The organism is Anaerococcus degeneri (genome assembly GCF_017874475.1).
In the GTDB taxonomy this organism is placed as follows: Bacteria; Bacillota; Clostridia; order Tissierellales; family Peptoniphilaceae; genus Anaerococcus; species Anaerococcus degeneri.
The window spans coordinates 66,398-77,535 of the sequence record NZ_JAGGLO010000008.1 but is presented as its reverse complement, the minus strand read 5'-3'; the positions used below and the strand labels follow the sequence as shown (position 1 = coordinate 77,535).

General features: G+C 42.8%; 5 protein-coding genes, 18 tRNA genes and 1 rRNA gene. 21 read left to right on the top strand and 3 right to left on the bottom strand.

Annotated elements, in window-relative coordinates:
- From rrf to J2Z38_RS08170, 19 genes are all read left to right on the top strand, one after another.
- Positions 1 to 105, top strand: a 5S ribosomal RNA gene (gene rrf / locus J2Z38_RS08260); the annotation flags it as partial.
- Positions 106 to 276: 171 nt separating this feature from the next.
- A tRNA-Asn gene (locus J2Z38_RS08255) sits at positions 277 to 351 on the top strand.
- Positions 352 to 393: 42 nt separating this feature from the next.
- Positions 394 to 482: transfer RNA gene (locus tag J2Z38_RS08250), tRNA-Leu, on the top strand.
- Positions 483 to 532: 50 nt separating this feature from the next.
- Positions 533 to 609 (top strand) — tRNA-Met (locus J2Z38_RS08245).
- Between the two features lie 31 nt (positions 610 to 640).
- A tRNA-Glu gene (locus tag J2Z38_RS08240) sits at positions 641 to 715 on the top strand.
- Positions 716 to 811: 96 nt separating this feature from the next.
- Positions 812 to 887, top strand: a tRNA-Val gene (locus J2Z38_RS08235).
- An 87-nt stretch (positions 888 to 974) separates the two neighbouring features.
- Positions 975 to 1,051: transfer RNA gene (locus tag J2Z38_RS08230), tRNA-Asp, on the top strand.
- A 26-nt stretch (positions 1,052 to 1,077) separates the two neighbouring features.
- A tRNA-Thr gene (locus tag J2Z38_RS08225) sits at positions 1,078 to 1,153 on the top strand.
- 14 nt (positions 1,154 to 1,167) lie between these two features.
- A tRNA-Tyr gene (locus J2Z38_RS08220) sits at positions 1,168 to 1,253 on the top strand.
- A gap of 3 nt (positions 1,254 to 1,256) precedes the next feature.
- Positions 1,257 to 1,330, top strand: a tRNA-Gly gene (locus tag J2Z38_RS08215).
- Positions 1,331 to 1,364: 34 nt separating this feature from the next.
- Positions 1,365 to 1,441, top strand: a tRNA-Arg gene (locus tag J2Z38_RS08210).
- Between the two features lie 75 nt (positions 1,442 to 1,516).
- Positions 1,517 to 1,592, top strand: a tRNA-Gln gene (locus J2Z38_RS08205).
- 4 nt (positions 1,593 to 1,596) lie between these two features.
- Positions 1,597 to 1,672: transfer RNA gene (locus J2Z38_RS08200), tRNA-Lys, on the top strand.
- A gap of 138 nt (positions 1,673 to 1,810) precedes the next feature.
- Positions 1,811 to 1,900: transfer RNA gene (locus J2Z38_RS08195), tRNA-Ser, on the top strand.
- 16 nt (positions 1,901 to 1,916) lie between these two features.
- Positions 1,917 to 2,010, top strand: a tRNA-Ser gene (locus J2Z38_RS08190).
- Positions 2,011 to 2,015: 5 nt separating this feature from the next.
- A tRNA-Phe gene (locus J2Z38_RS08185) sits at positions 2,016 to 2,091 on the top strand.
- A 35-nt stretch (positions 2,092 to 2,126) separates the two neighbouring features.
- A tRNA-Trp gene (locus J2Z38_RS08180) sits at positions 2,127 to 2,202 on the top strand.
- A gap of 50 nt (positions 2,203 to 2,252) precedes the next feature.
- Positions 2,253 to 2,329, top strand: a tRNA-Ile gene (locus tag J2Z38_RS08175).
- Between the two features lie 63 nt (positions 2,330 to 2,392).
- Positions 2,393 to 2,469: transfer RNA gene (locus J2Z38_RS08170), tRNA-Ile, on the top strand.
- Positions 2,470 to 3,652: 1,183 nt separating this feature from the next.
- Here the strand turns inward: J2Z38_RS08170 and ald are convergent.
- On the bottom strand, positions 3,653 to 4,762 hold the full coding sequence (ald, locus tag J2Z38_RS08165) for an alanine dehydrogenase (RefSeq protein ID WP_209774700.1): 1,110 nt from the start codon (positions 4,760 to 4,762) through the stop codon (positions 3,653 to 3,655).
- A gap of 1,286 nt (positions 4,763 to 6,048) precedes the next feature.
- Between ald and J2Z38_RS08160 the strand changes: the two genes are divergently transcribed.
- Complete coding sequence (locus J2Z38_RS08160) at positions 6,049 to 7,422, top strand: alanine/glycine:cation symporter family protein (protein ID WP_209774698.1); 1,374 nt, start codon at positions 6,049 to 6,051, stop codon at positions 7,420 to 7,422.
- A 60-nt stretch (positions 7,423 to 7,482) separates the two neighbouring features.
- Here J2Z38_RS08160 and J2Z38_RS08155 read toward each other — a convergent pair whose 3' ends face one another.
- Both J2Z38_RS08155 and J2Z38_RS08150 read right to left on the bottom strand, forming a co-directional pair.
- Positions 7,483 to 8,310, bottom strand: a complete 828-nt coding sequence (locus J2Z38_RS08155) for a Cof-type HAD-IIB family hydrolase (RefSeq protein WP_209774696.1) — start codon at positions 8,308 to 8,310, stop codon at positions 7,483 to 7,485.
- 1,082 nt (positions 8,311 to 9,392) lie between these two features.
- Complete coding sequence (locus tag J2Z38_RS08150; RefSeq protein ID WP_209774695.1) at positions 9,393 to 9,965, bottom strand: DUF3783 domain-containing protein; 573 nt, start codon at positions 9,963 to 9,965, stop codon at positions 9,393 to 9,395.
- A 110-nt stretch (positions 9,966 to 10,075) separates the two neighbouring features.
- Between J2Z38_RS08150 and J2Z38_RS08145 the strand changes: the two genes are divergently transcribed.
- Positions 10,076 to 10,537, top strand: a complete 462-nt coding sequence (locus J2Z38_RS08145) for a hypothetical protein (protein ID WP_209774693.1) — start codon at positions 10,076 to 10,078, stop codon at positions 10,535 to 10,537.
- The last annotated feature ends 601 nt before the right edge of the window (positions 10,538 to 11,138 follow it).

Sequence of the window (11,138 nt, the reverse complement as noted above, 5' to 3'; positions counted from 1 at the left end):
TGCATAAGGGATACACCTGTTCCCATACCGAACACAGAAGTTAAGCCTTATAACGCCGATGGTACTGCTCGGGCAACCGTGTGGTAGAGTAGGAAATCGCCAAATTAAAAGACTTCCTAGAGCCTCTACGAGATAGTGGAGGTCGGGAAACCTTGTATTAGGTAGGAAGTCGCCAAATAACTAATTTCTACCCGGCCAAATCATGGTTGGGTTAGGAAATGGTTAGAAAAGTATTGACAAAATCAAAATTTAATGCTACGATATTATCACTGTCATGCTTAGGTAGCTCAATGGTGGAGCACCCGGCTGTTAACCGGTAGGTTGTGGGTTCGAGTCCCACCCTGAGCGCCAATAGCTTTTTAGCTAAAAGCCACATGGCTTAAATATGATAATGCCGGGGTGGCGGAACTGGCAGACGCACAGGACTTAAAATCCTGCGGTGGTTAAACACCGTATCGGTTCGATTCCGATTCTCGGCACCATATTATTTTAAGTCTTAAAGAGTACGAGGATTAGCTTTCCTGGTCAATGTCGCGGGATAGAGCAGTCTGGTAGCTCGTCGGGCTCATAACCCGGAGGTCGTAGGTTCAAATCCTGCTCCCGCAACCATTACATAAGTAAATAAGTTTTTTAATATCAAGGCCCTATGGTCAAGCGGTTAAGACACCACCCTTTCACGGTGGTATCCCGGGTTCGAATCCCGGTAGGGTCACCAAAAGCAAGCCACTCCGGCTCACGGAGGAGGCGCGCCCTTCAGGCGCGAAATACCGCAGGACGTAGTCCGAGGACTTAAAAACACGTTCTGTTTTATGGAAGTATAGCTCAGTTGGGAGAGCATCTGCCTTACAAGCAGGGGGTCACAGGTTCGAGCCCTGTTACTTCCACCATAATTTGTGGATTATTATAATCCATCATTTGCATCGCAAATGACCACTCCGTGGAGGCTCCTCAACGAGCCGGAGAGGCTAGTTCATGGCCTGGTAGTTCAGCTGGTTAGAATGCCGCCCTGTCACGGCGGAGGTCGTGGGTTCGAGTCCCATCCAGGTCGCCATTTGGATTGCAATAGTGATCCAATGTGCTGATGTAGCTCAATTGGCAGAGCAATTGATTTGTAATCAATAGGTTGTAGGTTCAAGTCCTATCATCAGCTCCAATAATTTTATATATGGGGATGTTCCAGAGTTGGCCAAATGGGACGGACTGTAAATCCGTTAGCTTAGCTTTCAGTGGTTCGAATCCGCTCATCCCCACCATATGCGGGTGTAGCTCAGTGGTAGAGCCCCAGCCTTCCAAGCTGGTTGCGAGGGTTCGATTCCCTTCACCCGCTCCATCAAAACTTCATATAGTATTAGAGTATCTAATATGCGCCTTTAGCTCAGCTGGATAGAGCATCGGACTTCTAATCCGTGTGTCCCAGGTTCGAATCCTGGAAGGCGCGCCATGAAATAAAGGCACTCGCAAAAAAAAACTTGCAAAGTTGTCAAAGTTGTGTTATAATATACAAGTACGTGACTGTTGGGATATAGCCAAGTCGGTAAGGCACCAGACTTTGACTCTGGTATGCGTAGGTTCGAGTCCTGCTATCCCAGCCATTATGATCCATTAGCTCAGCCGGTAGAGCACCTGACTTTTAATCAGGGTGTCCGGAGTTCGAATCTCCGATGGGTCACCATCCATTTTCTAGATAGACCTAAGTTACTTAGGTCTTATCTAAGAAGTTTATATCGTTGACTTTTTCAACGATTTTAATTTTATTATCCACAAAGGATAAAGGCAAAGCCATTTGAATACTTTAATTACATAGAATTAAGGAGAGGTACCGAAGCGGTCATAACGGGGCGGTCTTGAAAACCGTTAGAGTCTTTGGCTCACAAGGGTTCGAATCCCTTCCTCTCCGCCATAAGGTATCGAAAGATGGAGAAGTACTCAAGTGGCTGAAGAGGCTCCCCTGCTAAGGGAGTAGATTCCAATTAACGGGATGCGAGGGTTCAAATCCCTCCTTCTCCGCCAAATATGCCCAGATAGCTCAGTCGGTAGAGCAGGGGACTGAAAATCCCCGTGTCGGTGGTTCGATTCCGCCTCTGGGCACCAAATTTAAAAGCTTTTTAATTAACGGTGATGGATATAGGGGAGTAGTTCAGCTGGCAGAACGTCGGTCTCCAAAACCGGATGTCGCGGGTTCAAATCCTGTCTCCCCTGCCAAATAAAAACTCAAATTGATTAGAGTTTAAAATAATTAAATGATATATTATGGACCTGTAGCTCAGGTGGTTAGAGCGCACGCCTGATAAGCGTGAGGTCGGTAGTTCGAGTCTACTCAGGTCCACCATAATCTCACTTTACAAGCCGTTAAGGCTTAATTTATTTTTAAATAAATACATACCTGTTATATGGGGCTTTAGCTCAGTCGGTTAGAGCGCCCGGCTCATAACCGGTAGGTCCAGGGTTCGAGTCCCTGAAGCCCCACCAAACATCTCAAGTCCTGAGGTGTTTTTTTGTACGAAGAACCGGTTATGAGCCTCCGGCTCAAACCGAGCTAGAACCCGCTTGCTTCGCAAGCTCTCCGTGCTACCGCACTCCGTTCTAGCCTTTAAGGGCCCAAATCAAGGGCCCTTAAAGAGGTCCAGGGTTCGAGTCCCTGACATCAGCAGTCTTTCCATAGCTCGCTATCGCTTGCTAGGACAAGACTAAGCTTCTGCATAAGACTTTCCATAACTCATCTTCGATTCGTTAGGACAAGTCTATAAAGCCCCACCAAACATCTCAAGTCCTGAGGTGTTTTTTTGTACGAAGAACCGGTTATGAGCCTCCGGCTCAAACCGAGCTAGAACCCGCTTGCTTCGCAGACTTCTCCGGGCTATCGCCCTATGTTTCAGCCTTGAAAGCCCCAAATCAAGGGGCTTTCAAGAGGTGGCTAGCCCGTCGGCGTTTGAGACGGTTCGAGTCCCTGACATCAGCAGTCTTTCCATAGCTCGCTATCGCTCACAAGAACAAGACTAAGCCTCCGCATAAGACTTTCCATTGCTCATCTTCGATTCGCAAGGACAAGTCTATAAAGCCCCACCAAGCATTTCTTTAAGAAGTGCTTATTTTTTTGGAAAAATTTGGGAGGGGACCTACCGGTTATTATAACCGAGCGAAAACTCGTCTGCTTTGGATGAGCCCGTCCGGCTCGTGGAGGACCTTATCTGGGCTAGAGAAAACCGATTGCTTTGCAATCTCTTCTTGATGCTAAAATCGCTTCTACGAAGCTTTTCGTGCTACCGCACTAATTTTTAGTCTCAAAAGTCCCAAATAGCTTTGCATAAGACTTTCCATAACTCATCTTCGATTCGCAAGGACAAGTCTATAGCATCGGCAAGTCTTTCCATAGCTCGCTATCGCTCACAAGAACAAGACTAAGCCTCCGCATAAGACTTTCCATTGCTTATCTTCGATTCGCAAGGACAAGACTTTGCCTCCGCATAAGACTTTCCATAACTCGCTTTGCTCGTTAGGACAAGTCTATAAAGCCCCACCAAGCATTTTCCATAGAAGTGCTTGGTGGGGTAATTTTGGGGATTTCGTTTGGTTTGTCTTTGCTTGTGTCTATAGGCTTGGGTTTTTTAATTATTTGCATAGAAAAACCACGAGTTTTGGCTCGTGGTTTGTTTTAGATTTCTAGTTTCTTGCATTCGTGGCCTGTGTCTTGGGCTACGGATTGGATGGTGACTTGGCCATTGTGGGTGTTGACGCCTGTTCCTATTTCTGGGAATTTTTCTAGGGCGGATTTTAATCCATGCTTACCTAGAGCTTTGGCGTAGATTGTTGTGGCGTTTGATAGGGCGTAGGTTGATGTTTTGGCTACGGCGCCTGGGATATTGCCTACTGCGTAGAAGGTTACGCCGTATTCTTTAAATATTGGATGAGAATGGCTTGTGGCGCGGTCTTTGGTTATGTCGGTTGATCCACCTTGGTCTATGGCGACGTCGACTACAACAGAGCCTTCGGACATTTTCTTGACTGTGTCTACTTTTATTAGTTGTGGGGCACGTCTACCTGGGATTAATACTGTTGATATAACTAGGTCCGCACCGCTAACTGCCTCGTCTATGTTTAATGGGTTTGAGTAGAGGGTTTCAATTTTGTCTGGGAATATGTTGTGGAGTCTTGTAAGTGAGTCGATGTTTACATCTAGGACTGTGACTCTAGCGCCCATGCCGACTGCGATACGGGTGGCAGCTGTGCCTACTGTACCAGCACCGACAATAACTACGTTGGCAGGCCTTACTCCTGGCACGCCTTGGAGTAGGATACCCTTGCCGCCTTCTGGAATGGTTAAATATCTTGCCCCTTCTTGGACAGCCATCCTGCCTGCAATTTCAGACATTGGGCGGAGTAGTGGGAGCTTGCCGTCTTTGACAACTGTCTCAAAACCTATGGCTGTGACTTTTTTCTCTAATAATTGGTCTAATAATTCCTCGTTGCCAGCTAGGTGGAGGTAGCAATAGACGATGAGGCCTTCTCTTAGGTATTGGTATTCTTCTTTGAGTGGCTCTTTAACCTTGTAGATGATGTCTGATTTTTCCCAAACCTCAGCAGCAGAGTCAAGGACTTTAGCCCCTGATTCAGCATAGTCAGCATCAGAAATGCCAGAGCCTTCCCCAGCACCAGATTCAACAAGGACTTCGATTCCATTTTTAACAAGATCAGCCACAGCACCAGGTACAGCAGCAACTCTTGATTCTTGGTCTTTTAATTCTTTTGGTATTCCAATAATCATTTTTTTCTCCTCCTGTATTATATAGAACTTAATTTTTCATTTATTTTTAACATTATACCGAATTTTGCGGTTTTATCCGAGATAAAATATCTTTTTTTTCTTATCCTAGATAAGTTATACTTTTATCTTTAAATTATCATTTTATTTACTATTGAATCTTCGTAATAAAGGGGACCCCAGGGGAACGTTTCGCACGTTCCCCCATCGGGTCCCCTTTAAAACCCCTTCCGTTACCCCCTCCGGGCGACCGAAAACTCGTTTGTTCCGCAAACTCATCCGTGCTACCGCACTATGTTTTCGGCATAAAAGCCCCAAATCAAGGGGCTTTTATGTCCTCTCGGGGGATAATGTGTTTGCCTACGGCAAACATGTTTGTATGGAGGAACCCTTGTTTAGAAATAATATTTGTTTAAATTTTTAAAATCCCAAGCCTCCTAAAAATTGCAATCTAGTTTGACTTGTGTTTTTTATTTTAAAATTAGCTCACAGTAGTTATTATATTCTTAATTGAAAAGGACTGTCAGTGCAATTTTCTTCACGGATGCTTGGAATTTTAAAATTCTCGACTTTGCGATTTTTCACTTCTTCGTTTGAGAATGCAAAACTCATCTAGCAATGTTTGGCGAAAGCCAAACGAGACTAGCAAACACTGGAACATCGAGACCAATTCTCCCTTTATAGGGCAAAGATTTCTAATAAAAAGCCCCGTTAAGAAAACTGATTGTTTGAGCGTTAGCGAGTTATCAGTTTTTAGGGGCTTGAATATTAGAAATCTCTGGGTAAATACACCAACTAAAACAAGGACCTTCTCCCTACACAAAAAAAGCTTGCCGAAAAGGCAAGCTTCTACTTCCGCCCTCCGCTAAGGAGCCGCTCGGGGGTGTAACGGTGAGGGGGTGCAAGGGGGAGCCCGATGAGGGACCCTGCGGAAGGTCCCTTGGGGCTCCCCCTTGAACGGAGGGGTCATGTAAATGACTGAGAAAATATATAATATAATAGAAAAAATAACTTATCTAGGATAAGAAAGAAAAGATAATTTATCTCGGATAAGAAAAAATATATGATTTTCTTCGAATATTCAGGACCTGGATTTATAAGGTCCCTCGGCGGCCTGCGGCCTTTGTCGGGACGGCGCTGTGTGAGTTTAGATTTTAGAGTAAAAATAACTTATCTTGGATAAGAAATAAAAAAGATTGTTTCGTCTCGGACGAAAAAAATAAAAAAATGGTTTGTAATTAATAATTATTAGAATAAAATAATAAAATAACATTTTTAAGGAAGATATTATGAGACAGATTATTGAGAGTTTTAATAACTTTTTGTGGGGGTTGCCCCTTATTTTAGGCATCATGGGGACTGGTATATATATTAGTATCAGGCTAGGAGGAATCCAGTTTAGGAAGCTGGGTTTTGCCCTTAGGAATACCTTGGGTAAGATTTTTGAGCAGAATGATGAGGCGGATGGTGATATTTCACCATTTTCAGCCCTTGCTACTGCCCTTGCTGCCACAGTTGGCACTGGCAATATCGTCGGTGTGTCCCTTGCCATTATCATGGGCGGGCCGGGTGCTATTTTTTGGATGTGGGTTGCCGCTATCTTTGGCATGGCTACCAAGTTTGCCGAGGTAACTCTAGCCCTTGCCTATAGGGAAAAAAGGGGCGGTTCTTTTGTTGGTGGTCCTATGTATTATATAGAAAAGGGCCTAAAAAACAAAAATCTCGCCAAACTTTTCGCTATTTTTGCATCAGTTGCAGTTTTTGGTATAGGCAATTCTACCCAATCCAACGCCATTGCCGGTGTTTTGAGGGATAATTTTGGCATTAGCACCCTTGTAACTGGCCTTATCCTAAGCGGTCTTGCAGCTATTGTCGTTGTCGGCGGTCTTGCTACAATTTCTAAGGTAACCGAAAAGCTCGTGCCTTTTATGTCATTTTTTTATATTTTAGGATCAATTTGGATAATTTTCCTCAACAGGGCAAATCTAATCCCTTCTATCGAATCAATTTTTGTTGGTGCTTTCGCACCGATGAGTGTGGCTGGGGGAGTGGTCGGACTTTCTATTAAGCAAGTCATGTCTGCTGGTGTGGCTAGGGGAGTATTTACCAACGAAGCCGGACTAGGTTCATCACCAATGGCCCACGCCTCAGCTTCCACAGACCATCCAGTCCGCCAAGGACTTTGGGGCATGACAGAAGTTTTTGTCGATACAATGGTGATTTGTTCGCTCACAGCCCTAGTTATTTTAACAACAGGTGTGGACAGGTCAGTAGGAGTTGATGCAAGGACCTTGGTTGCCAATGCCTTTTCGTCCACATCATCAATCGGCGGCCTTATCCTTTCGCTTGGAATCAGCCTTTTCGCCTTTTCAACCATACTCGGTTGGGCCTATTACGGAGAACTCGCCATCTCCTACCTACTTGGCGAAGGAGTTAAAAAATATTATAGGATAATTTATGTAATCTTTGTCTTTGTCGGCGCAAATATGGACCTAGGCCTCGCTTGGACAGTTTCAAATATCCTAAACGGACTCATGGCCCTTCCAAACCTCTACGCTTTGATAAGGCTGACCCCAGTATTGACCAGGCTAGAAAAAGATTTCTTCAAAGACCCAATGAGGATAAGAAAGGGAAGCCAGGAATACCAAGCCTTGTTAGACTAAGGTTTTGTTTTTAAATTTTTTAATAGGACTAAAAAACGACTCTCAATAGAGTCGTTTTGCTTATTCAAATCTTTTTAAGCCATTGTCAATTAGTCTTTCCACCGCATAACCTACTCCTGATTGGAGGTTGGATTTGGTGATGAATTTAGCGTGGGCCTTAAGCTCTGGGACTGAGTTTGCCATTGCCACAGGAAAACCTGTTTGTTCTAGCATTGGTATGTCATTTTTCTCATTGCCTATGGACATGATTTCGTCGGCAGTAATCCCGAGTTTGGCAGCCATTTGCCTTACGGCGTGGCCCTTGTTGGCAGTTTTATTCATGACCTCTATCAAAAATGGTGCGGTCTGGACAGCATAGTAATTATCGGTCACTTCACTTGGCATATTAGCCAAAACTTCCTTGATGCTTGATGCGGATCCGAGGACAAGAAACCTTCCAAAATGCATATCTTCAGGGAAATCTTCGTAATTTACAGGTGTTAAGGCAAGTTTATTGATAAAGGCATCAGCCTTGGTGTAGAAACTTGGGTTTTTGTGTCTTGTATAAAAACCAACGTCGTCCATGGCAGAGACTTCCACATCAAAGCCCTCCATCAGCTTATCAAGCCTAGCCAAGTCGTCTACAGTCTGAAAAGAACCTCCAATCGGCTGTTTAGTCGCATTGTCCACTATGTAAGACCCATTTTGGCAGACAGTAAAATGCCCCTCCTCCATGAGGCCGAGCTTTTCGATATATCTTTCCATAGAATGAAAAGGCCTGCCAGAAGCAAGGGCAATATGAACACCAAGATCCCTAGCCCTGTCGATTTGTATGATATTTTTTTTAGTTAATCTCTTAAGTGGAGTGACCAAAGTCCCATCCACGTCAATGGTAATTAGTTTAATCATACATCTATTATACTATTTTTTTTCTTTTTCGTCCGAGACGAAACAATCATTTTTCACTAGGTGAGATATATTTCTTTCTTATCCTAGATAAGTTATATTTTTCGTTAATCCGAGATTAACTGTATCTTAAAAATAATCAAGGTCATTGACATGACCACTCCGTAACTGGGGGAACCCCAAGGGACCTTCCGCAGGGTCCCTCACTGGGTTCCCCCAGGCCCCCTTTCCGCTACACCCCCGAGCGGCTCCTTATGCGGAGTGCGGGTAATGAAGCTTGCCTTTTCGGCAAGCTTTTTTGTGTAGAGAGAACTACCCTGTATAAGATTACGTATCTTCCCACAGATTTCTAATAGTCGGGTTGCTAAAAATCGCAAACTCGGCTTCGCCTCAAACAAGCGATTTTCTTTACGCAACCCTTGATTAGAAATCTTTTCCCGATAAAAGGTAAAATTGGTCTCGAGGCTCCAGATTTTGCTGGGCTCGTTTGGCTTTCGCCAAACATTGCCAAATTAGTGTTTATTTTTAAACGAAGAAGTGAAAAATCCCAAGGTCAAGTATTTTAAAATCCCAATACTCCGTTTAGAAAATTGCACTGACGGTCCTTTACAATTAGGAATACAATAACTACTGTGAACTAATTTTCAAATAAAAAACGCAAGTCAGACGAGATTGCAATTTTTAGGAGGCTTGGGATTTTAAAAAAGTTTGGATAATAATTTACTAAAACAAGGGCTCCTCCATATCAACAAGTTTGCCGAAGGCAAACTCTTTGTCCCACGAGAGTGGTCGCCCGGAGGGGGTAACGGAAGGGGTTTTAAAGGGGACCCGATGGGGGAACGTGCGAAACGTTCCCCTGGGGTCCCCTTTATTACGAAGATTCAACTGTAAGTAGAATGATAATTTATAATAATAAAACAATATAAAAAGTAAATTATAAGATTTTAATCCTGGATTAATAGACTCACCTAGTGAAAAAATCATCAGGTTTTTCATAAATTTCTGCTGCGGTGCTTTGCACCTTGAGAAATTTTGAAAACCGTAAAAACTTTTATTTAAAAGTTTTTACTACCTTTAATCTTGGATTAAAAATTATTTTCTTTTTCAACCCTCAAATTTTCATCCATCAATTTCAAATAATAATCCTTGGCTTTGTCTATATCGAATATTGATGAGTCTTGGAAAAATCCTTGGATTTCTCCTATTAGGGCCTTGGTTTTGGCGTCTTCGCCGTATTTTTCTTTGAGGTTTGAGGCTTTTTCTAGTTGGGCGTTGATTTTGTGGATAAGGCCCATGGTTCTGGCTTCCTTGTCGTTTTCGATCAAAAGCTCTCTTAGTGACCAGCTTATGTTATTTTGGGTGGTGCCAGCCTTGTGTTGGACATTGGCTTTGCTTTCCCTAAGCTCGTCCATGACCCTGAACATCTTTTCATTATCGAAATTAGAAAATAGAATAAAATCAAAGTCTATATTTGCTTTCTCGTCGATATCTGTTTTCTTTTCATCAGAAAAGCCCTCAAGACCTAGCAAATATCCCACATAATGGTCAACTTGGTCCTCCTTAACTTCGATGATTTTAACGTCATTAGTCTCGCAAATTTCTTTAAATTTATCATAGTCCTTTGCAAGATGTGTATTATAAAATAGTATTTCTGCCATATTATCCTCATTTCTATATTTTATATATAAATTATACTAATCATAAAATGAAGGTCAATTTTGAAAAATGGGTATATAATATAAAAGACTACAGTGGAAGGAAAATTATCATGAACATAGATTTAGAAATAGCAAAAACTGACAAAATGATTAGAAAAGTAAGGCAAACAAGGGCCAGGATCAAGCTCGCCATGGGCAAAATGGAAGACCAGTATTCCTACACCACATCAAGCCGTTTTCGTGGCAATATTTTTGGCGACATAATCAGGAAAAAAAGGACAGACAAGCTAAACGCAACCATAAATAAGATCCAACAAGACCTCCTAAATCTCGAATCCGACCTCCTTTTATATGACCAAAACCTAGCCAAAAGCCTAAGGCTCCCAGCAAAAATGGCAGAAGCGGGCAGGGTAAATGGCATACTAGATGACATAGGCCTCAGAACCAGGATGAGATACAGGGAATTTGACGTAGCCAAAAGCCTAAGAAACCTAGAAACAATCCTAGGCAAACTAGAAGACGACAAGAAAAAACTAAGGTTTATTAAAAAAGACCACAAAGGATTAATTTAATTTTCGTCCGAGACGAAACAATATTTTTTCACTAGGTGAGTCTATTAATCCAGGATTAACATCTTATAATATGGTTTTAATATTTCTTTATTATTGTAAATCAGCATTTTACTTACAGTTGAATCTTCGTAACTGGGGAGTCCCAGGGGAACGTTTCGCACGTTCCCCAACCCGACTCCCCAGACCCCTTTCGGCTACCCCCTCCGGGCGACCACTCTCGTGGGACAATGTGTTTGCCTGGCGGCAAACTGTTTATATAGCGGTTCCCCTGTTTGTGTTGAACTATATCCAAACTTTTTTGACATTCAGTCGGCTAAAATTTGATAACTCGGCTAACGCCTCAAACAATCAAATTTTATACGCCTCCTTCATTTACAAAAATTCTTGGTCTTAAGTTTTTTAATATCTTCGTATAAGAAAGACAATCCCCATCTAGCAATGTTTGGCGAAAGCCAAACGAGCCTAAGTTCTGTATGTACCTCGAGACCAATTCTCTCTTTTATCGAACAAAGATTTCTAATAGAAAGCCCCGTTAAGAAAACTGATTGTTTGAGGCGAGGCCGAGTTATCAGTTTTTAGGGGCTTGAATATTAGAAATCTG